Genomic DNA, 25,158 nt, shown 5'->3' with positions numbered 1-25,158 from the left:
GACATCATCCTTGCGAAAGCGACGCGCCGTTGCGCCGCTTTCCGGACGCTAGGAGAACAGTGTTAACGGGTGATGAGCACCGCGAAGCCGCTGACCTCCGGACGATTACGTAGGCAACTGAGACTGACTCGCATTGGCGTCTCTTGCGCGTTCGAACGGCTGCGGCTGCGGCCGCACTCAGCTTTGTTATTTCAGCCGGTAGCCGGCATGACAGCCAACGCATTGGGCCGTGATTTCCGCGAGCCCCGCAAACACAGGCTTCAAATCGCCGGTTACGCCCGCCTCTTGGGTCGCAATGGCAAACCGGCTCGAGGCCCGATGCATCGCCGTTCCGGCATCCTGCATCCCCTGCGGCATGTATTTGGCGACGTCCGCAGCGCCGTGCAGTCCCAGCGACGACATCCCGAGCCGCGTTTCCGCGAGCTTGGCTGCAACGTCGGTCCGACCCATCGCAAGGTGCGACCTGGATTTCCTGGAGCGCCTGCAGATGATCGCGCATGTTGGCGAGCGTGTGCGCGACCAGCGGTGCCGGAAACTCCACGAGCTGCCGGGAATCCGGAGCGACGGCAGCCGAGGCATTGTGGCCGTGCTGATGATGTTGAGCCGCGGCGAACGTCGCGCCGCCGCAAGCCAGACCAACCGCAACGACGATCCAAAAGAGCCGCATCAGTCCTCCTCCTGGAAATCCCGAATCGCGCCGGTCTGGCGCCGGCCGGCGAACAGTCACTCCTTGCCACAGGGCCGGCTCCCACGACATGATAGTGATCATGTCGGACTCCATCGAACCTTTCCTGAAAGACCTCGTTGCCCGGCGGCGGGACTTCGCCCGCGGCCAGTCGCTGTTCCATCGCGGGGATACCGTCAAGGAAGTGCATTTCGTGCTGGCTGGATCGGTGCACCTGGTCCGGCATCAAGACGACGGATCCACCCTCGTACTTCAGAGGGCCGGCCCCAGATCGATCCTGGCCGAAGCCTCCCTGTACTCCGAAACCTATCATTGCGATGCCGTCGCATCCGCTCCGGCACAGACCAGGACCTATGCGAAGCAAGCTTTCAAGAAATTGCTCGCGAACAGCTCCGGGCTCAGCGACGTCTGGGCGACCTACCTGGCGCAGGAACTGCAAAGCGCACGGCTGCGATCGGAAATACTCTCATTGAAGACAGTTGCCGGAAGGCTCGATGCATGGATCGCGTGGAATCCCGGAGCCTCACCCGGCAAAGGCGAATGGAAGCTCGTCGCCGACGAAATCGCGGTAAGCCCCGAGGCCCTCTATCGCGAGCTCGCCCGGCGTCGTCAGTGAATCCGCGCCCAGCCGAAGACAAGCTGAACAGCGACAACGCGCGGCGGGACATTCGCCGGCACCGGTCGCGCAGCGTTCATCCAGATGAACGCCCATACACCTACATTGCTTCGCCGCACTCGCGTGTTGCAACTTTTTTCCTGCCTCCATGTTGGCTTTGCACCCCAATCCACGCGAAAGGAGGGAGACCCATGAAAAAGACCGCACTTGTTCTGACAACCGTCGGCGCGCTCGGCTTGAGCACCGTGGCGGCGCCCACCCCGGCGGAAGCCCACTGGCGCGGCGGTTTCGGTCCGGCCTTGGCTGGCGGACTGCTCGCCGGCGCCGTGATCGGCGGCCTGGCCACGTCGGCCTATGCCTACGGTCCTGGCTACGGCTACTACGGTCCGGCCGATTATGGCGGGTACGCACCCGCGTACTACGGCGGCTATGGCTACGATCCGTATCCCTGGGGTGGTTACACCACCACCTACTACACCACGGGTTACGCCCCCGCCTATTACGGCTATCGCTATCGCCGCGTCGTGCGTCCGGCCTACTCCTATTACGCCGGTCCGTTTCCGCGGCGCCACTTCTATCATCATCGCTGGCACCCCCACTGGTGATTGATGCGGGAGACGACGGGCTCAGCGTCGGACGCCGAGCCCTTCGTCGAGCATCGCAGCGACGGCCGGCCGACATGAGCGCTTCGGTCGACGACGTGCGCGCCAACCGGTACGCCGCAATGCGCCCGACGGGGAACCCGTTCCGTGGTGCCGACGCCGCAGCCATTGATCGGAACGAATGACAGCGACGTTCCGTTTTCTTGTTGGGACCGGAAACTCGATCGGCGGAACGAGCTTGAGCTGAGCCGTTCGAAAGTGCCGCGTCGGAAATTTCGAATTGAGCCAAACGGAGGAGACATGATGAAGAGCAGAAGCAAGAACAGGTTCCTGCTGACCACAGCAGTACTGCTCGCCGGCGTCGGCCTGGCGTCGGCGCAAGGCATGCGTGAAGGCGGCGGCGGAATGGGCGCAGGCGGCGGACCGGGTGGCGGCGCCTCCGAGCGCGGCGCACCCGGAGGCGGCATGTCGAAAGGCCCGGGCGCAGCTTCCCGCGGCGGCGGTGAAGGCATGACGCAAGGCCGCGCTGCGGAGCCGCGCGGCAGTGGCCGGGCCGAAAGCCCTGCCGCCGGCCCGTCACGCGCGGAAGGCATGCGAGACGGCAGTCGTGCCGCGGGCAAGGCGGACCGCGGCGAGCGGCAGATGAGCAAGGAGCAGATGGGCAAGGATCCGTCGCGGCGCGCGCAGAAGGAGCAGACCACCGGCCAGGGCCGCGGCGAGCGCGATCAGATGCGTCAGTCCGAGCAAAAGGGCAAGGATCGATCGAAGGATCAATCGCTCGGCAAGCAAAAGGATCAGACCATCGGTCAGGGCCGCGGCGAGCGCGATCCGGTGCGTCAGTCCGAGCAAAAGGGCAAGGATCGATCGAAGGATCAACCGCTCGGCAAGCAAAAGGACCAGACCATCGGTCAGGGCCGCGGCGAGCGTGACCGGACGCGTCAGTCCGATCAAAAGATGCAGCAGGGCAAGGATCAGGGCACGACGACCGGCGCCAACACCCAGGGACAGACCAGCACCCAGCCGCAGACCGATCGCGCAACGACGCAGAGCGCGTCAGGCCGCTTCTCGGTGAGCGCGCAACAGCAGACAAGGCTGCAACAGTCGGTGCTCACTTCGCGCAACGTCGCGCGGGTCAACGTCAATTCGATCAACTTCCGGATCAACACGGGCGTGGTGGTGCCGAGGCATATAACGTTTGTGTCGGTCTCGGCGTACCCGGTGCTGATCGACTACTTCCCTGCCTACCGCGACTACAGCTTCTTCGTCGTCGAGGATGAGATCGTATTCCTGGATCGGCAGCGCAGGATCGTCGACGTCGTCCCGGCCGGACCGCGCGCCCGCTTCGCCCGTGGTGGCGGCGGTGCCAGTGCGAGCGCTGACAGCGTTGCCGCGCTCGATCTCAGCCCCGACGAGATCCGTATCGTTCAGCGCGTGCTGATCGAACGCGGCATTCTCATCGGCGAGGCGGACGGCATCCTCGGACCCGACACGCGCCAGGCCCTGATCACCTTCCAGCGCCAGCAGGGCATCCAGGTTAGCGGGTCGATCGACACCCGCACTGTCGCGGCGCTCGGCGTGTCCAACAGGATCAGCGCCACGCAGAGCCAGACGACCACGGGCCAGGGCCAGGGCGGCCAGACCACCGGACAGGGTCAGACGACCGGACAGGGTCAGGCCGCTGGAGAAGGTCAGGCCAATACCCCGGCACAGCAGGACCAGCCTGCAACCGGCCAGGCCGGCGCCCAGCAGCAGCCGCAAGGCCAGACCACCGGACAGGCGCCGGCACAGCAGCCGCAGGGTCAGACCAGCGGCCAATCCCCGGCAGAAGGCGGCAACCAGCCGTCCGCCCAGCCCAACCAGAACAACGCCCCGCCGCCTCCGGCGTCGGGTCAGCCGGCCCAGACCCCTCCCGGCCGGTAACAAGGCCTTCCCCGAGCCCCGCCTTTGGCGGGGCTCTTTTTTGCACCCGCCCCCACGCTACCGCGGCTGGCCGCAAAAGCCGCCATGTGCGGCAACTACTTCGACTTTACGGAATGTGTCAAGCCCCAAATCGAAAATACTTCTCTTTATCGGAATTACGATTTACGGTAGATATCGCGCATGCGTTCTTCACTACCCGTTGCACACGGTGATGCCGGCGCAGCCAGCGCCCGGCTTTCCCTGCGCCCTCTTCAAGGAGAGGGCGCAGCAAAGATGCAAACCTCAGGCGATTCCGAGCCGTGAGAATGAGAGCGCATGTCTTTTCCGTCATTGCGAGCGAAGGGAAGCAATCCACCTATCCCCGCGGGGATAGATGGATTGCTTCGTCGCTTTCGCTCCTCGCAATGACGGTGGTTGCTGTTTGAAAAGTTGGACCTGCAAACTCAGTGTCGTCCCGGACAAGCGAGCCAACGGGTCGCGCGAATGCGCGCCCGATGACAGGCTCCGCGAGCGCCGATCCGGGATCCATAACCACAGGGAGTAGTTTTGCGAAGGCTGATGCTCCAGCTCGTTCTTACGACTCGACTCCGTGGTTGTGGGTCCCTGCGTTCCGCCGGGACGACAACAACTCACAACGCCGCGCGAAACTTCAGCCGCGTCTCAAACAGCACGCTGGTCTTGCCGACCAGCGCGGTGCCGCTGACCACCGCATCCCCGTCGGAATAGGTTCCGCTGAAGCCGCAGGTGACCTCGCGGCCGCCGAACAGCGGCAGCACGCCGGACGACTTGGCGTGCTGGAACGTCGTCAGCTCGCCGCGCCACTTGCGGTTATCGGCCGTGTAGGAGCCCGTGTAATAGAAATGTGCGTCGCCACCCGCGATCTTGCCGTCGACCAGCACGATGACGCCGGTCGCGCGCCCGCGCCCGCCCTCGGTCATCTCCGTCTCCACCGTGTAGAGACCGTTTCGCAACCCCGCCATATCCGGTGTCCGTCCCCTGGACGGGTCGATCATCGTCGCTGTGCCCAATTGCAAGCAACCCGGAATTTCGGCGCAGCAGCCCGGCATTTTGCCGCCCCCGGTAGCAGATCCCCGCCGGGCCGACCGGCAATGTGACGGATTCACCAATGAATCCCGCAGAATACCGGAAGGACGAACTATCTGTTGACGAACGGCAACATTACTTAATAGAGTCTAAATAGATACTTTTCAGTACACCGTTCTCCAGTTAGCGTGCGTCATGGCTACGGAAAAAGCCGAAACCGACCGCATTCCCGTTACGTTGGCGCTCTCGACCATTGGTTATCTCGAAAAGCTGGTGAGACAGGGCACCCACGGCACAAGCGTTCCCGGCGTTGCAAGGACCCTGATCGAGGAAGGCATCAGGCTCGCCATCAAGGACGGGCTGCTGTCGATCCGCGACAACGGGAAGTCATGACCAAGGGGACGTGACCGAAGGGAACCGCGGCGGCACACCAAGAATTGGGATGCCACATGTTTGCCTCTGCACCGACCTGGAACGACGAACGCCTCGAAGCACTGAAGAACCATTTTGCCGCCGGCCTCTCCTGCCGGCAGATCGCGGCCGAGATCGGCGTCAGCCGCAATGCCGTGATCGGAAAGCTCTCCCGCCTCGGCCTGTCGCGCGAGAAGACCGGCGATGCGATACGGCGGAAAAAGCCCAGGGAGCGGCGAGCGCGCACCGGCTCGGTGCCGCGGCTGCAATTCGAGATGCTGCGGCAGGTCTATGACGAGGCCGCCTTCACCGATACGCCCGTCGTCAGCGAGCGCCGCTGTACGCTGTTCGAGCTCGGCAAGGAGCACTGTCGCTGGCCGGTCAATACGGACACCGAAGCGTTCGCGTTCTGCGGCAACCCGCCGCTGGCGGGCATGCCCTACTGCCAGGGCCATACCAGGCTCGCCTATCGTTCACTGGCGCGGAGGGCCGGTTAGCGCATGATCCCGGCCCGGCCGCCCGGCGTTTGGGGACGCAGGGCGATCGGGTCGGGATCGTGTGCAGAGCATGATCCGGAAAAGTGTGAAGCGGTTTTCCGAAAAGATCATGCTCAAACAAGAAGCCGGAGCACGATGACGATCGAAGAAGCGTCATCGCGCTCCAGGCGCGTCAGCCGATGCGCCAGCCGACTTCCTTGACGAAGCTCTGATAGAACTCGGGCTCGTAGGCCCGCTCCGGCGTCTGGCGCACCCGATCGTCGAGCCTGTGGGCGTCGTCGCCGACCAGGATGCGCCACCTCCCCGCCTTGACCCCGTCGAGAATGATCTTGGCGGCCGCCGCCGCCGAGGTCGGCGCCTCCTCGCGAAACGTGCGCGCGCGGTCGTCGGCGAATTTCTGGATGTCGGCGTCGGTCATTTTAGAGGTGTCGACGTTCATGCCCTGCAACCGCTGCCGCGTCGCCAGAATATCGTTCGGCGAAAGCTCCGTGCTGCCGGACTGGATCACCCGCGAATTGGCGACGATGGAGGTGCCGATATGGCCGGGCATCACCACCGAGCATTTGATGTGGGGAGCGTTGAGGCGAAGGTCGTTAATCAGCGCCTCGGTAAAGCCCTTCACGGCGAACTTGGCGGCCGAATAGGCCGTGTGCGACACGCCCATGCCGACGGAGGCCCAGAAGCCGTTGACGCTCGAGGTGTTGACGATGTGCCCCTCGTCGGCGTTCATCAACAGCGGCAGAAAGGTACGCACGCCGAGATAGACGCCGCCCCAGCAGATGTTGAAGGTGCGCTCCCATTGCTCGCGCGTATTGGTGAACAGGCTGCCGCCGCCGCCGATGCCGGCATTGTTGAACAACAGGTGGATCTTGTCGGTCCTCTGCTGCTCGACCAGTTCGTCGCGAAACCGCTTGAGATGGTCCTCGATCGAGACGTCGGCGACGTGGGTGGTGACGCGCAGGCCCTGCGGCAACTTTTCGCTCTCGCACAGACGCCTGGTCTCGGCCATCGCTTCCACCGAGACGTCGCACATCGCGACATTGCAGCCTTCGGCAACCAGCTGGCGCGCCAGCTCGCGTCCCATCCCCGTGCCGCCACCGGTGATGACGGCAATCTTTCCGGCAAAATCCTTCATGGAGTTACGCTGACCTTTCCAGTGACGAACCTATTCCGCAGCCTCGACCTGCGAGCCGAGCGCGCCAAGCCCGGCGAGCGCCTTGCCGATCGCGGCCTGCTGCGCGGGCGAGGCTTCCGGCATCGGCGCGCGGGGATATGTCTTCGGCAGACCCTGCAGGGTCTGCGCATAGCGCGTGCAGGCCGGCAGATTGTCGGCAATGACAGCGTTCCACAGCGTCAGCAGCTTCTTGTGCAGATCGAGCGCCGTCGCATGATCCCCCGCCTTGACCGCATCCCACAGCTCCACCGACGCATGCGGTGCGGCAGTGAGGATGGCGGCGATCGAGCCGTGGGCGCCGAGCGTGTAGGAGGGATACATCAGCGCATCGACCGCGCTGTAGATCAGCTTGTCCGGCGCCATCATCATGAGGTCGGCGAACAGTTTCAGGTCGCCCGCGCTCTGCTTGACGCCGACCACCAGCGGCACCTCCGTCATGATCCGGGTGAGCAGCGCCGGCGACAGATACGACCACGGCACGACGTTGTAGATGATGATGGGCATGCCGGTCTCGTCCGCAATGCGGCGGAAGTGATCGACCATCGCCTGCTCGTCCGGCTTGAACAGGTAATGAACCGGGGTCACCTGCAGTGCCGCGACGTCCATATCGCGCACCAGCTTGCCGCGGCGGATCGCATCACGGGTGGAATCGACGATGATGCCGGCGATCACGGGCGCGCGGCCCTTCGCTGCCTCAACCGTCGCCGCAATCAGGTCGCGATATTCCTCGTGATCCAGCGTGTGTCCCTCGCCGGTCGATCCGCCGGCCGCCATGCCGTGGCTGCCGGCGCCGATCAGCCAGTCGACTTGAGGGGCTACGAGCTTGAAATCGATCTCGCCGCCTTGGGTGAACGGCGTCGTCATCGGCGGTATCACGCCAGTCGGACGTATCTTCATGGCAGGCCCTCGCTGATTTCCATCCCGGATCCGGTTCGTCGCGCGACCGGTTGGACAAGAGACTAGCGAATGTCGCCTGCGCAATCCACATGTCGCGAGCGCATGGCACCGCGCGCCGGTTGCGGGATCGCTAGGTGGATCAGGCCGCCGACGCGGAGCCGGTGGGCGCGGATGCCTCGATCTTCATCGGCAGTTCCTTCTCGGAATATTGGCCGACGTCGAGCCGCCAGACGGTTTCGTCATTCGGCTCCGCACCGAGCCGGGCAAAGCCGAGTTTTTCGAAATGATCTTTCACGAGTCCATTGCGTGCGGTCGGGATGTAGCGGCCGATCAATTCGCTGGCGCCTGCGGCGCGGGCTGCCTGCACCAGATGCTGCAGGATCGCTTCCTCGACCCGGCGGCCAAGCACGCGGCAGGACATGATCCAGGTATCGACCTCCCACTGTCTGCCATTCTTCAGGCAGATCACCGCCGAGATCATGCCGTTGTCACCGAACATGTCGGAAAGCCGCGCTTGCACGGTGACGGCCTCGGGATTGGCCTGCAGGGCTGCCACCTCGGCTTCGCTGTAGCGCCGCGTCGTCAAATTGAACTGATTGGACTTCGAGATCAGTTGCGCGATGCGCTTGCGCCCAGGCTGGTCGAACGGCGCGATCGACAGCGTCATGTCCAGCGAGCGCAGGTAGTCGTCGTGATTGCCGATGCGCTCGAGCTGCGCGGCGCGCTGCGCATTGGCCTTGTACATCGCCCCGCGCAACCGATCCTCGCGCGAGAACCCGGTCTGCTCGAAATAGCCCGCGGCCTGGAACACGGAAATCCATTCGGCGGGATCGTCGGGCAGCTCGGGAACCGCCACCGCGGGCAAGGCATCGCGGACGCGCTTGCGCTCGGCGGGATTGTCGTCGAGGAAAACGAAGCTCTCGAGCCCGAGATCGATCATCCCGGCAATCGCCTTGATGTTGGCGGCCTTGTCGTCCCAGTTGACGCGGAAGGCGACGATGTCGTCCTCCTTCAGGATCATCTCGGGATGATTGCGGAACGCATCGAGCGCGATGGCCTCGTCATTCTTGGAGGAGACGCAGAGCAGGATGCCGCGCTCCTTCCAGGCCAGCGCCATCCGCTGCAACGCGGCGTAGCTCTCGCCGAGCGGCGAGCCGGTGCCGAGCGCCAGCCCCTCGATGCCGTCGTCGCCGATGACGCCGCCCCACAGCGTGTTGTCGAGGTCGAGCACCAGCACGCGGCGCGAGCGGCCCAGTTGCGCCGCGATGATGCGCATGACGTGATCGGCATAGAGCGGCGCCATCGCCACCGAGAAGGGATACTTTGCGGCGTACCAATAGCGTCCCGCCGACCAGGCGCCCTGTCCGACGAGGCCGGCGATGCCGTCGATGTCGAGCAGCAAATGGCCGGCCTGCCGTGCTCGCGCGGCAAGTCGGCGGTTGAATTCACCCGCGAGGTGGCGAGCGCTGCCGGGAAGACCAAGGTCCATGTTGACCTGCGGCGCATCGGGATCGCCGGCCAGCGTCTGCAGGATCACCGGCTTGCCGGTCGCGGCGCCCGCGACTTCCGCAATCCGCATCACCTGCGCCAGCGCGGCCTCGATGGTCCGCGCCGCGGCCGCCTCGTCGCCGAGCGGCGCGGCAAGCCGGAGCATGCGGTTGTCGGAGGCGACCAGCACGAGAGCCGGCGGACTTTCCTTCAGCTCATCCCGATGACGCTCGAGCCACGGCTCGGGCTCCTCGTATTCGGCCGTCGTGAGCTGCAGCAGAAAGCCGAAGCGGATCGCGGTGCCGATCATTGTATCCGCGAGATGGTTGACCGTGCTCGCCGACAGCATGAGCAAGTGCACGGGAACGAGCCCCTGCTTGCGCGCCGCGACGGCAATGGATGGCGAGGCCGTTTTCAGAATGCCCCTGATCTTGCGGCCGAGCAGCCGCAGCTCGGCCTCTTCCCATCCGGCCTGCGCCAGCGCCCGCATGGCGTTCAGCGCATCGACGGGATCGGCAGGCAGCGCCGCGAGGCGGTCGCGCATCTTGCCCGCGGGGCGTGGCAGCCACGGCAACGCCTGCACCGGCAATTTCGCAACTGGCTTCGCCGCGGCTTCCGTCACGGCAGATGTTCCCGAATCGCATCCACGAACTGACGCACCGAAGCGATCTCCTCGATCTCTGCCAGGTTGAACTGGAAGCCGAACTCGCTCTCGACGCCGCTGACGAGGCGGATGTGTGCAAGACTGTCCCACGCCTTCAAGTCGGCCTGGCGCGTCTCCATGCCGATGGCGAGATCGTCATCGTCGAGCTCGGCGCGGAAGATCTCCTGCAGCCGGCCGAGGATGGCGGCCTGCGTGTTGCTGGCCGCGTCCATCAACTCACCGGCCTTGTGTTTGGCACGAACAGCTCCTTCCGCGGAACCGGCTCAATGTACATCGTGATCCCCTTCCGGCCGAGCGCGACCGCATGTTCGATGAAAGGTTTAGCATCGGCCGCCATCATCTTCAAATTGGAGAGTTTTGTGTCGGTGCAGATATCCGGCCCGAAATGCCGCCGCAGCCGTTGCGGCCGGATATCGCCGCCGCGGTTGAGAAATTCGTGCTCGCCGGTCTCACCGCTGGCGCGCTTCCACCGGTAGCGAGTAGTGCCGCTGAACACCTGATGAAAGAAAGGCACCTCGTCATAGAGCAGGCATTCCACCGCATGCAGCGGCGTCATGAAGTTGAAGGTGGCTCCCAGACCGATCATGCGGGCATCCACATCTATCAGCCGGCAAAAAGGCGAATCCTTGCCCCACGTCATCATGGTGCGATGATGATCGCGGATCAGGAAATCGGCGTTGGGACCGACCGCGCACACCGACGATGTCAGGTGAATGCTCCGCTGCACGCCGGGCACGCGGCGGAACACCTCGCACAACAGGCCGGTATAGACCGGCGCGCGATCGACCATGAACACCTTGCCGGCGTCCCGATCGATCGGAAAGGCCGGCATCGCCAGCGTCCCCTCCGGCCCGATCAGGTCGCGCAGCAGGTCGATCACTTCGGAGGGCTTCATCGGAACGTTGAAGAATTCGTTCCACGACGATTGCACCCACACCGTTCGGCCGCGCGTCACGCCGAGGTCGATCAGGCGTTGGCGCAGCTCGGCGACTTCGATCGGGCGGCGATAGATCTTCTTGTCCAGCCACAGCCGCCGCGTGCGGACGAAATCGCGAACATTGTCGTGCCCCAGTGCCTTCTGGGCGACGCGTTTGACGATGCTGCGAAGCGCGCTCGGCATGGGCAGCTATCCCCGCGCCGCCTGCTGAACTTCGCGCACGATGGGCAAGAGCACGCCCAATGCATCCTGCGCGCTGGCGACGCCCACGGTCGCGGTCTGGTCGGTCGCGATGCGGGGCAGACGCCGCGAGATCGCGTGCACGCCGGGAAGAAATGCGTTCAACTGCCGTACCAGCGTCTCGCCTGCCGCCTTGGCCATGGCATATTCGGCAATGCCGGCGACCGCCGTATCGAGCGTGGTGGTGGATGGATAGAACACCGCGATCTTGCCGTCGTCCCGTTGCGCGAGCGCCGCGCAGAGGTCGAAAAAGCCGTCGACATAGTAGTCGAGGAAGACCCTCAGCCTCGCCGGCTCGAACAATGCAGACTTGCGCTGAAAGATCTTTGCCGTGGCGAAATAGTAGCAGCTGTCGACCGCGCCGATGCCGCCCAGCTGTCCGGCCGCCGGCTGCAGCGCATCGTATCGAATGACGTCGCATGTACCTGCGGCCTGCCGGATTTCGCTGGCGACGCTCTCGGCCTCCTGCCTGCCTTCGCGGAAGGTGATGACGGGGTGACCGCCGCCGGCCGCGACGATCTTCGCGGTGACCTCGCCGAGCCCGCGGGAGCCACCGACAATGAGGGCGCGCTGTCCCGCGAACGGCCTGCCGGTGACGCGCGCCGCGACTGTAGCCATGTCGGCCTGGGCCAGCGGCTGCGGGCGGGCAAAAGCGTCAATTCGCCCGGTCAGGCCCGAGCCGGCGATGTCGATCTGCACCGAGCGGAAGCGAGCATCGACCTTGCGCACCGCATAATTGAGCGCCTGCGCGTCGCTCGCGGCGTCGCGGCTGACATCGAGGCCGGCAAACAGCGAATGCAGCCCCGGGCAGGCCATGCCGACGATCCGGGAGGTCCCCATTAACCCGCCGATGGCGGCGGGCCCGATGGCGTTGCAGAGCGCGGGGAACATGCGGCGGATTTCATCCGGAGCGACAACGGCAGCGAAGGCTCCGTGCTGTTTCGCCATCTGCTCGAACGGCAGATCGACCGGCTCCTGGCCAGGCGCAGCAAGCGGGCCGTCGATGGACGCCGATCCCAAGGCTTTGCGCGGCTCGGACGAGAGCTTGATCGCGGCGACGACGGTGCCTCCGGCGATCACATCCAGATCGATCGTGCGGTCCGTCCGCGCAGCGATCCTCACCTCCGCGACCTCGCCGAGAAACAGCGGCTGATGGAAGCGAGCGCGGATGTTCCGAACGTCGAAGTTTCCGGCGCGCAGCGCGCTCTCCAGCGCCCACAGCAGCGTGTGAATGCCGTGCACGACGGGAGCGCCCATCTGCGTGCGGCGGGCGAACCGCGCGTCGAGATGCAGCGGGTTGAAGTCGCCCGAGGCTCGCGCGAATTCGCGCTGGTCGTCCAGCGTGAAGGCGCGGCTGGCGATGTCGGAGCTAGAGATCATCGATGGCCCGCTTAGCACAGCCCACCACGGCCGGGACGATCTTCCCGGCATCAAAGTTACCGGAAAGGCCGAACAGGTGCTGGAATCCCATGACCTCATAGCCACCCTCGCCGATCTGCTGGGGTGTCGGGAGGTAGCCGTACAGCGCACCGAGATAGCCGGCATAGAGCCGCAGCCGTCCCTCGCCCGCCGGCAGCGCGGAATCGAGGATGGATTGCCATTCCACCGTCACCTCGGCGGACACCGCGACGAGCTCGAATGCCGTGCCGAGCCGAAGCACCTGGACGGTGAGCGGCTTGTCCGGGCAACGGCCGTGAAAGAATTCCGCCAGCGGAATCTGCGCGGCGCCGGCCGCAAGGATGCCGGGCGTATCGGTCCGTTCCGGCGGGCGGTCGGCAATCGCGCCGACGGCCGCCGCAAGTCTTTCGCTCCAGCGCTCCCAGTCGGCGGCCACGCGCGGCGGAAAGGTCGGCCCGGAAACCAGCTTCCGTGCTAAGCGGCGCAGCCGGTTGCGCACACCCTCTCGCGGTACGGTGCCCGCGATCTTCGGACTGATGTCGCCGCAAAAGCCCTGCACGAACACGCAAGGGATTTCGCCAAAGCGCTGTCGCAACGTGCGCCGGACCGCGCCCGGAAAATCGGCGCTGATGACATCGGACGGGATGACCGCCGTGGCATGGCAGGTATAGTGCCAGATGGCGGCGATGACCTTATCGTCATCGGCGCGGCGGAGCAGCAGCACCGTCGCCGGCTCCTCCGTCGGCGCTTCCGGATTCGGCGCCATTACCGTGCCCGTCAGCCGAAAACCATAGGTGCGGCCGACGGTCGGAAAGGGCCAGTAGCGGCGGCGATTGATGGAGTGGTCGAGGCGACCGCGCTTGAACTCCACACTCGCCTCTGCGGGCTTCTCCTGCAACATACCTTTGACGAGATCTGCCGAGGCCGCGGCAAGGTCTGCCACGAACCGCTCGTCGGGAACGCCGAGCGGCGCGCAGGCACTGTCGGTAGCCGGCGCAAAATGGGTATGCGATGCGAGCAGCATGATCTCGGCCGGCGCAAAGCCATGCGCCGACAGCCGGCCATGAATCGCCTGCTGCAGTTCGGAGCCGACGATCATGAGATCGAAGCTGACGATCAGGCAGCGCCGCTCGCCTGCCTCCAGCAATATCGCCGAAATCTCGATCGGGTCGAGAACGATGGAGACCGGTTGCTTGCGCGCCGCATAGCCGGCGAGCCGCACCGGCCGGTCGAGCGGGGTGACGTCGCAGGATGCGGCTCGCGCGAACATGATCAGGCAGCCACGCTCGATGGCAGGTTACACACGCGCCGGCGCCGCTTTGAGGGAGATGGCGTTCCAGATTGCTTCCAGCAATGAACCGGTCGGAAGCGGCAAGGCCATAACCCGTTGATTTAATGGTCGGAGCGAGAGGATTTGAACCTCCGACCCCTAGTCTCCCAGACTAGTGCGCTAACCGGGCTGCGCCACGCTCCGATGCCGTTCCCTTAGCGTTCATCGCTCCTTTGCGCAAGGAGCAGGTAAAGGCTGGAACGGGGCCCGCTCAGCCCTCCTTGAGCGCCGAATCGAGCAATTGCCGGGCGGCGATCAGGTCCTGCAACACGCCTTCCAGCCGCGCCCGGTCCATGGGTCGGGCAGCGGGGCTTGCGGGTTCGGCAAGATTCTTGGCGATGCCGTCCTCGTCGAGCTCGACGAAGCGGAAATCGATGCCGTCCTCGCCGCCCTCGTAATCCTCGTCGTCGCCCTCGAAAGAGATCGGCGCCTGGCCGTCGTCCTCCGACATCGTATGTTCGAGTGTCTTCTCCACCGCGCCGAAGGAAGCGGCAACGGAGGAGTCGGCCAGACCCTGCACCGCCTTGACGCCGTGCTCTTTCAGGATGCGCTGAACGCCGCGGATAGTGTAGCCCTCGCCGTACAGGAGACGGCGGATGCCCTTGAGCAGGTCGACATCGTCGGGACGGTAGTAGCGGCGGCCGCCGCTGCGCTTCATCGGCTTGATTTGCGCGAAACGGGTTTCCCAGAAACGCAGCACATGCTGGGGGATGTCGAGTTCGTCCGCGACTTCACTAATGGTTCGGAACGCATCGGGAGCCTTGTCCAAATGCCCGCTCCTTTCCGCTCGCTATGTGGAGCGCTAGTCGTCCTTGGCGTCGCCGTTGGTGACAGCGTGCCCGTTGATACGCTGCTTCAATATCGCCGACGGCTTGAACACCATCACGCGGCGCGGTGAAATCGGCACCTCGGTACCCGTCTTGGGGTTGCGTCCGATCCGCTGGCCCTTCTTGCGGACCATGAAGGAACCGAACGAAGACAGCTTCACTGTCTCGCCCTTTTCCAGACAATCGGTGATCTCTTTCAAAACCAGTTCAACGAACGCCGACGACTCCGTCCGCGACAGTCCGACCTTCTGGTAGACCGCTTCGCACAGATCGACACGTGTGACTGTCTTGCCTGTTCCCGTGGTCATCGCCTTGCCCCGCACTCTCGGCGAACAAATTTGTTGCCTGAAATTAGGAGGTTAGCAAACCATGGTCAACAGCGAGCATCATGCAAGGGCATGAAAACACGCTTATAATTTGCGTTGAACTCTTTATGCCACACTTACCAGCGAACGAGCGCCGAGCCCCAGGTGAAGCCACCGCCCATGGCCTCCAGCATCACCAGGTCACCCTTCTTGACGCGGCCGTCCTTCACCGCAACGCACAGCGCCAGCGGAATCGACGCCGCTGACGTGTTCCCGTGCATGTCCACGGTCAGAACCACCTTCTGCGGCGCAATATGCAGCTTGTGCGCGGAGGCATCGATGATTCGCTTGTTGGCCTGATGCGGGATGAACCAATCGAGGTCGTCGGCCGTGGTTCCCGTCGCCTTGAAGGCATCGACGATCACGTCGGTGATCATGCCGACCGCATGCTTGAAGACCTCGCGGCCTTCCATCTTGAGATGGCCGACGGTCCTGGTCGAGCCGGGACCGCCGTCGACATAGAGCTTCGACTTGTGGCGGCCGTCGGAGCGCAGATGCGTGGTCAGGATGCCGCGGTCGGTGTTCCCGCCGGACTGCTGCTGCGCCTCCAGCACCACGGCGCCGGCGCCGTCGCCGAACAGGACGCAGGTGGTGCGGTCTTCCCAGTCGAGAATGCGCGAGAATGTCTCCGCGCCGATCACCAGCGCACGCTTGTAGGCGCCGCTGCGCAGAAAGTTGTCGGCGGTGGCGAGCGCAAAGATGAAGCCGGAACAGACGGCCTGCAGGTCGAAGGCCGCGCCATGATGGATGCCGAGCCCGTCCTGGACCGCGACCGCCGTTGCCGGGAACGTGTTGTCCGGCGTGGAGGTTGCCACCAGGATCAGGTCGATCGATTGCGCGTCGAGGCCGGCGTCGGCCAGCGCCGCGCGCGCGGCATTGATGCCGAGGTGCGAGGTGAACTCGTCGTCGGCAGCGATATGGCGCTGCCGGATGCCGGTCCGCTGCACGATCCAGTCGTCGGAAGTATCAATTCGTGCCGCCAGTTCGGCATTGGTCAGCACCTTCTGCGGCAGATAGGAGCCGCAGCCGAGCACGACCGAACGTATCGCAGTCACGAAACAGCCTCCTGAGCGGTCTGCGCCTTGGTCAGCGCGCCGCCATCACGATTGAGCATGCGGTTGATCTTGTTGAGGAGATCGTAGTGCACCGTCTCATAGCCAACATCGACCGCGTAGGCAAAGCCTTCGGCGCTGATTCCGCCATGGCTCTTCACCACCACGCCGTTGAGACCGAGCAGGACCCCGCCATTGGACTTGTTGGGGTCGAGCTTGTCCCGGAGCTCCTTGAAAGCGCCGCGGGCCAGGAGATAGCCGATCCTGGTGAGCCAGGTCCGCGACAGCGCGGTCCGCAGGAACTCGCCCATCTGGCGCGCCGTGCCCTCGGCCGCCTTCAGCGCGATATTGCCGGAAAAGCCCTCGGAGACGATCACGTCGGCCGCCCCCTTGCCGATGCCGTCGCCTTCGACGAAGCCGATATATTCGAGCTGCGGCAGGTTCAGCGTGCGCAACAGCTCGGCGGCTTCGCGGATCTCCTCGTGGCCCTTGATCTCCTCGACCCCGATATTGAGCAGGCCCACGGTGGGCCGCTCTTTTTCGAACAGTACGCTCGCCATCGCTGCCCCCATCACCGCGAGCGCGAACAGATGATGCGCGTCACCGCCAATGGTGGCGCCGAGATCTAGCACGACGGAGTCGCCGCGCGCGGTCGGCCAGACCGCGGCGATCGCAGGTCGGTCTATGCCCGGCAGCGTGCGCAGGCAGAAGCGCGCCATCGCCATCAGCGCCCCGGTGTTGCCCGCGGAAACCGCGACATCGGCCTCGCCCTTCTTCACCGCATCGATGGCGAGCCACATCGACGACGTCTTGCGGCCGCGGCGCAGGGCCTGGCTAGGCTTGTCGTCCATGCTGACGGCGACGTCGGTATGGATGACGCGGGAGACCTTCCTCAGCGCGGGATGCTGTTCGAGCTCGGGATCGATTTTCGCGCGATCGCCGAACAGGAGAAATTCGGTGCCGGGATGCCGGGTCAATGAAATTGCGGCGCCGGGAATAACGACCGAAGCGCCGGCATCGCCACCCATGGCGTCAAGCGCAATTCGAACCTTTTGAGGCATGAACGTCCCGGAAACCTGATCTCTGGCGGTCTTGGCGTGCTTGGACCGCGCAACTTGATGCCGTCGCGGAGTGCGGCGCGACCAAGCGCCGCGCTGCGTCCCGGCCGGGCCGCGACAATAGCGTTTCCCAGCCCCGACACAACCTCTTGACCGCGGCCTTCGGCAAATGACGCGGTCCAGCTCATGGATTCATGACATAGCCATTTAATCCATGTAATTCAATAGTATACGCGAGTATCCTGACGAGATGCCGGAGTTGCCTGTTGCAGAGCGCGAACTGACCGGGGGAGAAGCTGCGGTCTACTTGCCTTTCGGCTTCCGCTTGGGCTTGGGCTCGACCTTCAGCGCCTTCAGCGCGGCGAAGGGATGATCCCCTGGAGCGGGCGGCGCGTTCTCATGATCGAACACGGCATCGGCCTTGCGCGGATAGGGATCGATGCCGAGGAACAGCGCATCGGTGGCAAGTCGGCCGAGATCGATAGTGCCGCCCTCGATCGGCTCCGGTGGGTCGATCTCGCCGGCGCCCTCGCGGGCATCGTCCACGAGATCGGACAGCGCGGGAATTTGCTCCGGCGGCGCGAACATCAGATCAATCGTCTCGTCGATATCGGTCTCGATCGGATCGAGGGTGACGACGCATGTTTGCCCGATGCGTGCGCGCACTTTGCCCGCCACATGAAAGCGCCCGCCGCTCTTCGGCGTGATGTCGAGCGATGCATGCGCGGAAAGCACTTCCCGCAGGCCCGCCACATCCGCCATCGCCTTGCGCTGCGCCGCATCGGCATCGAGCTCGCGGTGCAGTCCACGCTCGGGAATCTGGGCGACGACCACGGGCGAACGCCAGGGATCGGGCCTGTCCTGCCGGTCTGTCACTGCGCCCTCACTGCGTCAGGAACGGGAAAGGACCAATTGCCGGCGAGCAAAGTCGTTTCGTCGAGCTCCGCCAACCTCGCCAGCGCACCTTCGGCGTAGGCGGCAAGCGCCCTCGCCGATTCGATCTTCTCGCCGTTGAGGATGTTCTTGCAGATCGCTCCCGCGAGCGCCTCGGTGCCCTCCGTCAGGGCCATCTCATAGGCGGCGGTGCGGCCGTAAAAGGCCTCGCCGAAAGCTCTCATGCGTTTCGGGACGGATTGATCGCCGACCCCCATCTCGCGCAGATTGTCATCCATATCGGTGCAGAAATGATCGAACAGGGCCTGCGACAGGGCCGTTCCGGCCCCAACCGACTTCAGGCGGCGCAGGACCAACCACAGATGCAGCAGGAGAAGGTCGAATCGGCCGTTAACCGTGTCCGGCACGCCCAAGTCCCGGTAAAACAAGGGTTCTCGCGTCTGCGTCACGATCATGCCATAGATGGCCTCGATGGTGCCGGCGGGGGCGATCCGGGGTTTCCTGAAGTGATTGAACGGCCAGAGCATTGTGGGTTCCGCGCGCGGGACCTGGGCCCGCGTCTGTTGCAATCCGCAAGCTAGCCCGGTACGTCAACGCCTCGCTGGAGGCAAGGGGACGGGACTGTTCCGAGAATGACCGCAGTATTTGCCCGGAAAGGCTCTCGCGCGCATCTGACGCCCGGCAAGGCGCGCTGGCGCGCCATCGCTGCCGCTGCGCTGGTTGCGGCCGTGCTGGCGGGTTGCACCGGCGAGCAGTTCCAGAAGGGCTATATCCTGCCCCCCGGCGCGCTTGAACAAATTCCGATCGGCGCGAGCCAGGACCAGGTGCTGATCGTGATGGGAACGCCATCGACCGTCGCCACGCTGGACGGCGAGGTGTTCTACTACATCTCGCAGCGGAGCGAGCGGAAGGTCGCCTTCATGAACCAGCAGGTCGTCGACCAGCGGGTGATCGCGATCTACTTCGACAAAAAGCGACAGGTCCGGCGACTTGCCAATTACGGTCTGCAGGACGGCAAGATCTTCGACTTCATCAGCCGCACCACGACGACCTCCGGCCAGGAGCTCAGCTACCTGACGCCGCTGTTCAAGCTGCTCAGCTTCAACTAGCCGCCGGCCTTCAGCGAATCAAGCGCTCGTCGAACCGCGAGCCACGCATGCGCCTGTGCGCGTTCGCGCGGTTGTCGTGCAGCGACGCACTCCCTACCCTCGTTGCACAAGCAACAATCCCGTAGGGAGGAATACTGTGAAGACTCGAGTACTGTCCCGCCGCAACGTGCTGACCGGCGCTGCCGCATTGACTGCAGCCGCCATCGTGCCGCGTTCGAGCCTTGGTGCGGGCGTCTGGCGACCGACCGAAACCGTCAAGCTGATCGTGCCCGCCGCGGCCGGCGGCGCTACCGACGTGATGGGACGGCTGCTGGCCGCGCATCTGCAATCGGTATGGGGCCAGTCTGCGATCGTGGAGAATCGCTCCGGCGCCGGCGGCACTATCGGCGCGGCCGAAGTGGTGCGGGCGAAAGCGGACGGCCACACGATCCTGGTCGGCAATCCCGGCCCCAACGCGATCGCCTACCGCATCTACAGGAATCTCACCTACAAGCCCGAGCAGCTGCAGCCGGTCTCCAACATGATTCGGATCCCGAACATCGTGTCGGCGCATCCCTCGACCGGGCTCAAGTCGATTCCCGAATTGATCGCATTTCTGAAGGCCAATCCGGACAAGCTGACCTGGGGCTCCTCCGGCACCGGGCAGAGCCCTCACCTCACGGGCGCCTGGTTCCTGCAGCTCACGGGGCTCAAGATGACGCATGTGCCGTTCCGCGGCGCGGGTCCGGCGCTGCAGGCAGGGCTCGCCGGCGATATCCAGGTACTGTTCGACAACCTCTATCCGTCGCTGCCGCAGGCGCAGGAGGGCAAGCTCAACGGCCTCTGCGTCACCACGCCGGAACGCAGCCACCTCGCGCCCAACCTGCCGACCATGCGCGAGGCCGCGCCGGAGCTGGCGAACTTCGACGTTTCCTCATGGTTCGGCATCTTCCTGCCGAAAGCGACACCCCGGCCCGCCGTCGACGAGCTCAACAGGCAGATCAAGACGATGCTGGAGCGCGACGACGTCAAGAAGAACGTCGCCACCATGGGCGCCCGCACCGATTGGGGCACGCCGGAGCAGTACAGCGCCTTCATCGAAGCCGAGACGAAGAAGTTCGCCGGCATCATCGAGAAGGAAGGGCTGGAGATGGATGTGAAGTGACCTCGGGCGACATTGCGCAAGCAATTTCGTCCGAGGCCATCCCGGGGCGGTCCGAAGGATCGAACCCGGGATCTCGAGATTCCGGGTTCTCGCTTCGCGAGCCCCGGAATGACGGACCAAAACAAAAACCCCGCGGCTCACACCGCGGGGTTTTCGTTTTCTATCGTGGCCTATGCTCAGTGCGCGAGGATCGCGAGCAGCAACAGCGCCACGATGTTGGTGATCTTGATCATCGGGTTCACCGCCGGGCCCGCCGTGTCCTTGTAGGGATCGCCGACGGTGTCGCCGGTGACGGCCGACTTGTGGGCGTCAGAGCCCTTGCCGCCGTAGTGGCCGTCCTCGATGTACTTCTTGGCGTTGTCCCAGGCGCCGCCGCCCGAGGTCATCGAGATCGCGACGAACAGGCCGGTGACGATCACGCCGAGCAGCATGGCGCCGACCGCCGAGAACGCCGCCGACTTGCCGGCCGCGCCGCCGCCCGCGATCGCGTAGATCGCGAAGTAGACGAAGATCGGAGAAAGGACCGGCAGCAGCGAGGGGATGATCATCTCCTTGATCGCCGCCTTGGTCAGGAGGTCGACGGCCTTGCCGTAGTCCGGCTTGTCGGTGCCCTGCATGATACCCGGCTTCTCGCGGAACTGGCGGCGCACTTCCTCGACGATCGAGCCGGCAGCGCGGCCGACCGCGGTCATGCCCATCGCACCGAACAGGTACGGCAGCAGGCCGCCGAACAGCAGGCCCACCACGACGTAGGGATTGTTCAGCGAGAAGTCCGGCGCGACGCCCTGGAAGTAGGAGTGCTTCGCGGAATTGGCGATGAAGAACTTGAGGTCTTCATTGTACGCCGCGAACAGCACCAGCGCGCCGAGACCGGCGGAACCGATCGCGTAGCCCTTGGTGACCGCCTTGGTGGTGTTGCCGACGGCATCGAGCGCGTCGGTGGACTTGCGGACCTCCTTGGGCAGGCCCGCCATTTCGGCGATGCCGCCCGCATTGTCCGTGACCGGACCGAAGGCGTCGAGCGCGACGATCATGCCGGCCAGCGCCAGCATCGTCGCGGTCGCGATCGCGATGCCGAACAGGCCGGCGAGGCTGTAGGTGACCAGGATGCCGGCGATGATGACGATCGCGGGCAGCGCGGTCGACTCCATCGAGATGGCAAGGCCCTGGATCACGTTGGTGCCGTGGCCGGTCACCGAGGAGGCGGCGATCGACTTCACCGGGCGATAGTCGGTGCCGGTGTAGTATTCGGTGATCCAGATGATCAGGCCGGTAACGACGAGACCGACGACGCCGCACTCGAACAGCGCCAGCCCCGTGTACTTCACGCCGGCGAGCGGACCGAAGCCGATCAGGTAGTAGATCGCGCCGGCGACGCCCGCGAGCGAGAGAATGCCGGTGACGATCAGGCCCTTGTACAGCGCGCCCATGATCGACTGGTTGGCGCCGAGCTTGACGAAGAAGGTGCCGATGATCGAGGTGATGATGCAGATGCCGCCGATGGCGAGCGGCAGCGTCATCATGTTCGTGAGGATCGGCGTGTTGGCGAAGAAGATCGCTGCCAGCACCATGGTGGCGACCGCGGTCACCGCATAGGTCTCGAACAGGTCCGCCGCCATGCCGGCGCAGTCGCCGACGTTATCGCCGACGTTATCGGCGATGGTGGCGGGGTTGCGCGGATCGTCCTCGGGAATGCCGGCCTCGACCTTGCCGACGAGATCGCCGCCGACGTCGGCACCCTTGGTGAAGATGCCGCCGCCGAGACGGGCGAAGATCGAGATCAGCGATGCGCCGAAGCCGAGCGCGACCAGCGCGTCGACGACGACGCGGCTGTTGGGCGCGAGCTTCAGCGAATAGACCAGGAAGCCGAAATAGAGGGTGACGCCGAGCAGCGCGAGGCCCGCGACCAGAAGGCCGGTGATCGCACCGGCCTTGAAGGCGAGTTCGAGACCGCCCGCCAGCGACGTCGTTGCCGCCTGCGCGGTGCGGACGTTGGCGCGCACCGAGACGTTCATGCCGATGAAGCCGGCCGCACCCGACAGCACGGCACCGATCAGGAAGCCGATCGCGACGAGCATGCCGAGAAAGTAGGCCAGCAGCGCGAAGATCACGACGCCGACAATGCCAATCGTCATATATTGGCGCTTGAGATAGGCCTGCGCGCCCTCACGCACGGCGCCGGCGATTTCCTGCATGCGCGGGTTGCCGGCATCCGATTTCAAAACGGATGCGGTCGCCCAGATGGCGTAGACGATGGAAAGCACTCCGCAGAGCACAATCACCCATAATGCTGTCATTGAAGTTGCCTCAGATCTTTGGTGTAGCCCCACGCCGGCGCCGCGGACGCGGCGGGCGCATAAAAAACAAGGCCTTCCCTCCCCAAAAGGGCGGCCTCAAATCGGCGGGACCATGCCAAAAAGGGTCCCCCGGCGCAACGCCGCGGCAGACCAAAAGTCACGATTTTGGCAGGTATTTGCAATCCGAAAGCGGGCTCCAGGCCCGATTTGGCAGCACGAACTCTAAAACTGCCACAACTTGTCCGAAGCGATGTTGGCCCAGATCAAAAATGGCTCCAGGAGCGGCGCTTCAACAGGAGTTCCCTGCCCTGGGCGTCCATGAACGAGGGAATCGCGCTTCCGGCGATGACGGCGCCGATGGGCGTAACGGGAACACCGGCCTTCCTGGCGTCCTGCGCGAAAACCTCGAAATCAACCCCATGCACCGTACACAGGATTTCGTAGTCGTCGCCACCGGCGATCAACGTCTCGATTGCGACCTTGCGGCTGGCCACGAGCGCTGAAGCGGGCCGCGACAACGGGATGCCCGGCGCGTGGATTGCAGCCGACACGCCCGAAGCGGCGCAGAGCTTCGTCAGGTCGCCGGCGAGCCCGTCGGATACGTCCATGGCCGCGCTGGCATACATGCGGATAGTCGAGGCAAGCGCATTGCGCGGCTGCGGCACGCGATAGCGGCCGATCAGCATCTGCCGTGCGGCCTCGTCTCCCGCCAGCGCGCTGCCGACGGCCCCGCCCTTGAGGATGTCGAGACCGAGCGCGGCATCGCCGATCGTGCCGGTCACCACCACCCGATCGCCGGGACGCGCACCGCTGCGATGGACCATCTTGTCCGCGGGCACCCGCCCGAATGCGGTGACCGAGATGGTGATCGGACCCGGCGTCGAAACCGTGTCGCCGCCGAGCAGCGGGCAGCCGTAGGATTTTGCGTCCTCGCCGAGCGCACCGGCAAACGGCTTGAGCCAGGCGTCATCCGCCGTGCGCAGGGCCAGCGTCAGCACGAAGCCCGCCGGCGTGGCCCCCTTGGCGGCGAGATCGGACAGGTTCACCCGCAGCGCCTTGCGCGCGACCGCGTCCGGGGGATCGTCGGCCAGGAAGTGCACGCCCTCGACGACGGCGTCCGTCGTCACGACGACGTCGGCTCCAAGCGCCTTCAGCACCGCCGCATCGTCGTCGAGCGCAAACGCACCGGGGTCAGTCGCAATCGGCTTGAAATAGCGCGCGATCAGCGCGTCTTCGCCGGATGCCGGGGCGCTAGCCACGCGAAAACTCGTCGGCGCGGAACTGGCGCGCGATCTGGTCGAGCACGGCATTGACCATGCCGGTCTCGTCCTTTTCGACAAAGGCGTGGGCGACGTCGACATATTCCGACACCACCACCCTGCCGGGCACGTCCTTGCGGTGCTCCAGCTCGTAGGAGCCGGCGCGCAGCACCGCACGCAAAATGGCGTCGATCCGTTTCAGCGGCCAGCCTTTTGACAGCGCATCGTCGATCAGCGGATCGAGCTTCGCCTGGTCGCGCACCACGCCGGAGACGACGTCGCGGAAGAACGCAGCTTCCGCCGGCAGGTATTTCTCGCCCTCAACCTCGTTGCCGATCCAGTGGCTCTCGAACTCCGCGAAGACGTCGTTGATCCCCGCGCCGCCGATGTCCATCTGGTACAGCGCCTGCACGGCCGCAAGGCGCGCCGCGCCGCGCCGGTTGGCTTTCTTCTCGGATGCCTTCGCCGGCTTGTTCTTGCCTTCGGCCATGTCAGCTCTTCGCCAGTCGACGCTTTATTCGCAACACCGCCATTGCGGCGCGCGCGGCGTCGCCGCCCTTGTTGAGTTCGCTTGGACGCGCCCGCGCCCAGGCCTGTTCCTCGGTATTGACGGTGATGATGCCGTTGCCGAGGGGGAATTTCCGCGCAACGGCCAGGTCCATCAAGGCGCGCGAGGATTCCATCGAGACGATTTCGAAATGGATGGTGTCGCCGCGGATCACGCAACCGAGCGCGATCGCTGCGTCGTACGGCCTGCCGCTCTTTTCGGCGGCATCGAGCGCGATGGCGATCGTCGCGGGAATTTCCAGCGAGCCGGTCACCGTGAGAACATCGTGGGATACGCCGGCGCTCTTCAGTTCGGCCACCGCGCCTTCCAGCATCGCGTCCTGGATGTCGTCATAGAAGCGCGCCTCGACGATCAGGGCGCGAGCGCCCGAAATGTCGGTCTGGTCTTTCAGGAGTGCGCGCCGCGCGTCTGCCATTCTGCTTGATACCTTGCGCTTGTCATTGCCGGGCTCGACCCGGCAATCCATCTTGTTAAGAGGATGGATACGCGGGTCAAGCCCGCGTATGACACGGTTACTTCATTTCCGACAGCCGCGCCGCGTAGCGGGCCATCAGGTCGACCTCGATATTGACCTCGCTGCCTTCGCGCCAGCCGTTCAGCGTGGTGACGGAAAGCGTATGCGGAATGATCAGCACCGAGAATGTGACGTCCTCGACCGTGTTCACCGTCAGCGACACCCCAT

General features: G+C 64.8%; 26 protein-coding genes, 1 tRNA gene and 1 pseudogene. 7 read left to right on the top strand and 21 right to left on the bottom strand.

From position 1 onward, the window contains the following. Positions 1-186 precede the first annotated feature (186 nt). The gene (locus ACT4OC_RS30310; RefSeq protein WP_444842745.1) at positions 187-450 is read right to left on the bottom strand and encodes a hypothetical protein; all 264 of its coding nucleotides are present in this window, start codon (positions 448-450) and stop codon (positions 187-189) included. 317 nt (positions 451-767) lie between these two features. Between ACT4OC_RS30310 and ACT4OC_RS30305 the strand changes: the two genes are divergently transcribed. The 3 genes from ACT4OC_RS30305 to ACT4OC_RS30295 all read left to right on the top strand — a co-directional run bounded on the left by ACT4OC_RS30305 (position 768) and on the right by ACT4OC_RS30295 (position 3,823). Beyond that, entirely contained in the window at positions 768-1,301 is a 534-nt protein-coding gene (locus tag ACT4OC_RS30305) for a Crp/Fnr family transcriptional regulator (protein ID WP_444842744.1), read from the top strand. Positions 1,302-1,492: 191 nt separating this feature from the next. Continuing rightward, entirely contained in the window at positions 1,493-1,906 is a 414-nt protein-coding gene (locus tag ACT4OC_RS30300) for a hypothetical protein (RefSeq protein WP_444842743.1), read from the top strand. A 144-nt stretch (positions 1,907-2,050) separates the two neighbouring features. Further along, the gene (locus ACT4OC_RS30295) at positions 2,051-3,823 is read left to right on the top strand and encodes a peptidoglycan-binding protein (RefSeq protein ID WP_444842742.1); all 1,773 of its coding nucleotides are present in this window, start codon (positions 2,051-2,053) and stop codon (positions 3,821-3,823) included. A gap of 629 nt (positions 3,824-4,452) precedes the next feature. Here ACT4OC_RS30295 and ACT4OC_RS30290 read toward each other — a convergent pair. Continuing rightward, positions 4,453-4,803 carry a GrlR family regulatory protein gene (locus tag ACT4OC_RS30290; protein ID WP_444842741.1) on the bottom strand — a complete coding sequence of 117 codons (351 nt, stop codon included), beginning with the start codon at positions 4,801-4,803 and terminating at the stop codon, positions 4,453-4,455. A 259-nt stretch (positions 4,804-5,062) separates the two neighbouring features. Between ACT4OC_RS30290 and ACT4OC_RS30285 the strand changes: the two genes are divergently transcribed. Both ACT4OC_RS30285 and ACT4OC_RS30280 read left to right on the top strand, forming a co-directional pair. Further along, entirely contained in the window at positions 5,063-5,260 is a 198-nt protein-coding gene (locus ACT4OC_RS30285) for a hypothetical protein (RefSeq protein WP_444842740.1), read from the top strand. A gap of 56 nt (positions 5,261-5,316) precedes the next feature. Beyond that, positions 5,317-5,775: a GcrA family cell cycle regulator gene (locus ACT4OC_RS30280; protein WP_444842739.1), complete on the top strand. Its 459-nt coding sequence runs from the start codon at positions 5,317-5,319 to the stop codon at positions 5,773-5,775. Between the two features lie 172 nt (positions 5,776-5,947). On the opposite strand, the gene ACT4OC_RS30275 is transcribed toward ACT4OC_RS30280, so the two are convergent. The 14 genes from ACT4OC_RS30275 to ACT4OC_RS30210 all read right to left on the bottom strand — a co-directional run bounded on the left by ACT4OC_RS30275 (position 5,948) and on the right by ACT4OC_RS30210 (position 18,626). Continuing rightward, entirely contained in the window at positions 5,948-6,910 is a 963-nt protein-coding gene (locus ACT4OC_RS30275; protein ID WP_444842738.1) for an SDR family oxidoreductase, read from the bottom strand. A 30-nt stretch (positions 6,911-6,940) separates the two neighbouring features. Then, positions 6,941-7,846 (bottom strand): dihydrodipicolinate synthase family protein, encoded by a 906-nt coding sequence (locus ACT4OC_RS30270; RefSeq protein WP_444842737.1) that lies wholly within the window; start codon positions 7,844-7,846, stop codon positions 6,941-6,943. Between the two features lie 139 nt (positions 7,847-7,985). Beyond that, positions 7,986-9,956: an HAD-IIIC family phosphatase gene (locus ACT4OC_RS30265; protein WP_444842736.1), complete on the bottom strand. Its 1,971-nt coding sequence runs from the start codon at positions 9,954-9,956 to the stop codon at positions 7,986-7,988. Continuing rightward, on the bottom strand, positions 9,953-10,210 hold the full coding sequence (locus tag ACT4OC_RS30260; RefSeq protein ID WP_444842735.1) for an acyl carrier protein: 258 nt from the start codon (positions 10,208-10,210) through the stop codon (positions 9,953-9,955). The genes ACT4OC_RS30265 and ACT4OC_RS30260 overlap by 4 nt, the downstream gene beginning before the upstream one ends. After that, positions 10,210-11,118, bottom strand: a complete 909-nt coding sequence (locus ACT4OC_RS30255) for an AAC(3) family N-acetyltransferase (protein WP_444842734.1) — start codon at positions 11,116-11,118, stop codon at positions 10,210-10,212. Before ACT4OC_RS30255 ends, ACT4OC_RS30260 begins: the two co-directional genes overlap by 1 nt. 6 nt (positions 11,119-11,124) lie before the next feature. Continuing rightward, entirely contained in the window at positions 11,125-12,555 is a 1,431-nt protein-coding gene (locus tag ACT4OC_RS30250) for an SDR family NAD(P)-dependent oxidoreductase (RefSeq protein WP_444842733.1), read from the bottom strand. Next, positions 12,545-13,843, bottom strand: coding sequence for a hypothetical protein (locus ACT4OC_RS30245; RefSeq protein ID WP_444842732.1), 1,299 nt, complete (start codon positions 13,841-13,843; stop codon positions 12,545-12,547). The genes ACT4OC_RS30250 and ACT4OC_RS30245 overlap by 11 nt, the downstream gene beginning before the upstream one ends. Positions 13,844-13,969: 126 nt before the next feature. Then, positions 13,970-14,047: transfer RNA gene (locus ACT4OC_RS30240), tRNA-Pro, on the bottom strand. Positions 14,048-14,114: 67 nt separating this feature from the next. Further along, on the bottom strand, positions 14,115-14,672 hold the full coding sequence (locus tag ACT4OC_RS30235; protein WP_444842731.1) for a MerR family transcriptional regulator: 558 nt from the start codon (positions 14,670-14,672) through the stop codon (positions 14,115-14,117). A gap of 33 nt (positions 14,673-14,705) precedes the next feature. Further along, positions 14,706-15,038 carry an integration host factor subunit alpha gene (locus tag ACT4OC_RS30230; protein WP_444842730.1) on the bottom strand — a complete coding sequence of 111 codons (333 nt, stop codon included), beginning with the start codon at positions 15,036-15,038 and terminating at the stop codon, positions 14,706-14,708. A 134-nt stretch (positions 15,039-15,172) separates the two neighbouring features. Next, entirely contained in the window at positions 15,173-16,150 is a 978-nt protein-coding gene (locus ACT4OC_RS30225) for a beta-ketoacyl-ACP synthase III (RefSeq protein WP_444842729.1), read from the bottom strand. Beyond that, positions 16,147-17,208: a phosphate acyltransferase PlsX gene (plsX, locus tag ACT4OC_RS30220; protein ID WP_444842728.1), complete on the bottom strand. Its 1,062-nt coding sequence runs from the start codon at positions 17,206-17,208 to the stop codon at positions 16,147-16,149. The genes ACT4OC_RS30225 and plsX overlap by 4 nt, the downstream gene beginning before the upstream one ends. Before the next feature lie 300 nt (positions 17,209-17,508). Beyond that, the gene (locus ACT4OC_RS30215; protein WP_444842727.1) at positions 17,509-18,081 is read right to left on the bottom strand and encodes a YceD family protein; all 573 of its coding nucleotides are present in this window, start codon (positions 18,079-18,081) and stop codon (positions 17,509-17,511) included. Further along, the gene (locus tag ACT4OC_RS30210; RefSeq protein WP_444842726.1) at positions 18,078-18,626 is read right to left on the bottom strand and encodes a ubiquinol-cytochrome C chaperone family protein; all 549 of its coding nucleotides are present in this window, start codon (positions 18,624-18,626) and stop codon (positions 18,078-18,080) included. The genes ACT4OC_RS30215 and ACT4OC_RS30210 overlap by 4 nt, the downstream gene beginning before the upstream one ends. A 105-nt stretch (positions 18,627-18,731) precedes the next feature. Here ACT4OC_RS30210 and ACT4OC_RS30205 point away from each other — a divergent pair, with 105 nt between their 5' ends. Together ACT4OC_RS30205 and ACT4OC_RS30200 are read left to right on the top strand one after the other, a co-directional pair. Further along, on the top strand, positions 18,732-19,208 hold the full coding sequence (locus ACT4OC_RS30205; protein WP_444842725.1) for an outer membrane protein assembly factor BamE: 477 nt from the start codon (positions 18,732-18,734) through the stop codon (positions 19,206-19,208). A 136-nt stretch (positions 19,209-19,344) separates the two neighbouring features. Beyond that, on the top strand, positions 19,345-20,352 hold the full coding sequence (locus ACT4OC_RS30200) for a Bug family tripartite tricarboxylate transporter substrate binding protein (RefSeq protein WP_444842724.1): 1,008 nt from the start codon (positions 19,345-19,347) through the stop codon (positions 20,350-20,352). 176 nt (positions 20,353-20,528) lie between these two features. Here the strand turns inward: ACT4OC_RS30200 and ACT4OC_RS30195 are convergent, their stop codons facing one another. From ACT4OC_RS30195 to ACT4OC_RS30175, 5 genes and pseudogenes are all read right to left on the bottom strand, one after another. Further along, positions 20,529-22,649, bottom strand: a complete 2,121-nt coding sequence (locus ACT4OC_RS30195; protein ID WP_444842723.1) for a sodium-translocating pyrophosphatase — start codon at positions 22,647-22,649, stop codon at positions 20,529-20,531. A 263-nt stretch (positions 22,650-22,912) separates the two neighbouring features. Beyond that, on the bottom strand, positions 22,913-23,908 hold the full coding sequence (thiL, locus tag ACT4OC_RS30190; protein ID WP_444842722.1) for a thiamine-phosphate kinase: 996 nt from the start codon (positions 23,906-23,908) through the stop codon (positions 22,913-22,915). After that, positions 23,901-24,398 carry a transcription antitermination factor NusB gene (gene nusB, locus ACT4OC_RS30185; protein ID WP_444842721.1) on the bottom strand — a complete coding sequence of 166 codons (498 nt, stop codon included), beginning with the start codon at positions 24,396-24,398 and terminating at the stop codon, positions 23,901-23,903. Before nusB ends, thiL begins: the two co-directional genes overlap by 8 nt. A gap of 1 nt (position 24,399) precedes the next feature. After that, positions 24,400-24,891 carry a 6,7-dimethyl-8-ribityllumazine synthase gene (gene ribH / locus ACT4OC_RS30180; RefSeq protein ID WP_444842720.1) on the bottom strand — a complete coding sequence of 164 codons (492 nt, stop codon included), beginning with the start codon at positions 24,889-24,891 and terminating at the stop codon, positions 24,400-24,402. Positions 24,892-24,988: 97 nt separating this feature from the next. Continuing rightward, positions 24,989-25,158 (bottom strand): annotated as a pseudogene (locus tag ACT4OC_RS30175) (riboflavin synthase); the annotation flags it as partial.

Source organism: Bradyrhizobium sp., assembly GCF_052389815.1.
Classification (GTDB): domain Bacteria; phylum Pseudomonadota; class Alphaproteobacteria; order Rhizobiales; family Xanthobacteraceae; genus Bradyrhizobium.
Note: the sequence above shows the minus strand (reverse complement) of the source record. Positions and strands in the feature narration are given on the sequence as shown.

Excerpts from the sequence above, each read along its gene's own strand:
- nusB (WP_444842721.1), bottom strand. The coding sequence starts at position 24,398 with ATGGCCGAAGGCAAGAACAAGCCGGCGAAGGCATCCGAGAAGAAAGCC.
- ACT4OC_RS30260 (WP_444842735.1), bottom strand. The coding sequence starts at position 10,210 with ATGGACGCGGCCAGCAACACGCAGGCCGCCATCCTCGGCCGGCTGCAG.
- ACT4OC_RS30300 (WP_444842743.1), top strand. The coding sequence starts at position 1,493 with ATGAAAAAGACCGCACTTGTTCTGACAACCGTCGGCGCGCTCGGCTTG.
- ACT4OC_RS30250 (WP_444842733.1), bottom strand. The coding sequence starts at position 12,555 with ATGATCTCTAGCTCCGACATCGCCAGCCGCGCCTTCACGCTGGACGAC.
- ACT4OC_RS30255 (WP_444842734.1), bottom strand. The coding sequence starts at position 11,118 with ATGCCGAGCGCGCTTCGCAGCATCGTCAAACGCGTCGCCCAGAAGGCA.
- ACT4OC_RS30290 (WP_444842741.1), bottom strand. The coding sequence starts at position 4,803 with ATGGCGGGGTTGCGAAACGGTCTCTACACGGTGGAGACGGAGATGACC.
- ACT4OC_RS30195 (WP_444842723.1), bottom strand. The coding sequence starts at position 22,649 with ATGACAGCATTATGGGTGATTGTGCTCTGCGGAGTGCTTTCCATCGTC.
- ACT4OC_RS30205 (WP_444842725.1), top strand. The coding sequence starts at position 18,732 with ATGACCGCAGTATTTGCCCGGAAAGGCTCTCGCGCGCATCTGACGCCC.
- ACT4OC_RS30280 (WP_444842739.1), top strand. The coding sequence starts at position 5,317 with ATGTTTGCCTCTGCACCGACCTGGAACGACGAACGCCTCGAAGCACTG.
- ACT4OC_RS30230 (WP_444842730.1), bottom strand. The coding sequence starts at position 15,038 with ATGACCACGGGAACAGGCAAGACAGTCACACGTGTCGATCTGTGCGAA.
- ACT4OC_RS30310 (WP_444842745.1), bottom strand. The coding sequence starts at position 450 with ATGGGTCGGACCGACGTTGCAGCCAAGCTCGCGGAAACGCGGCTCGGG.
- ACT4OC_RS30210 (WP_444842726.1), bottom strand. The coding sequence starts at position 18,626 with ATGCTCTGGCCGTTCAATCACTTCAGGAAACCCCGGATCGCCCCCGCC.
- ACT4OC_RS30245 (WP_444842732.1), bottom strand. The coding sequence starts at position 13,843 with ATGTTCGCGCGAGCCGCATCCTGCGACGTCACCCCGCTCGACCGGCCG.
- ACT4OC_RS30275 (WP_444842738.1), bottom strand. The coding sequence starts at position 6,910 with ATGAAGGATTTTGCCGGAAAGATTGCCGTCATCACCGGTGGCGGCACG.
- plsX (WP_444842728.1), bottom strand. The coding sequence starts at position 17,208 with ATGCCTCAAAAGGTTCGAATTGCGCTTGACGCCATGGGTGGCGATGCC.
- ACT4OC_RS30270 (WP_444842737.1), bottom strand. The coding sequence starts at position 7,846 with ATGAAGATACGTCCGACTGGCGTGATACCGCCGATGACGACGCCGTTC.
- ACT4OC_RS30285 (WP_444842740.1), top strand. The coding sequence starts at position 5,063 with ATGGCTACGGAAAAAGCCGAAACCGACCGCATTCCCGTTACGTTGGCG.
- ribH (WP_444842720.1), bottom strand. The coding sequence starts at position 24,891 with ATGGCAGACGCGCGGCGCGCACTCCTGAAAGACCAGACCGACATTTCG.
- ACT4OC_RS30305 (WP_444842744.1), top strand. The coding sequence starts at position 768 with ATGTCGGACTCCATCGAACCTTTCCTGAAAGACCTCGTTGCCCGGCGG.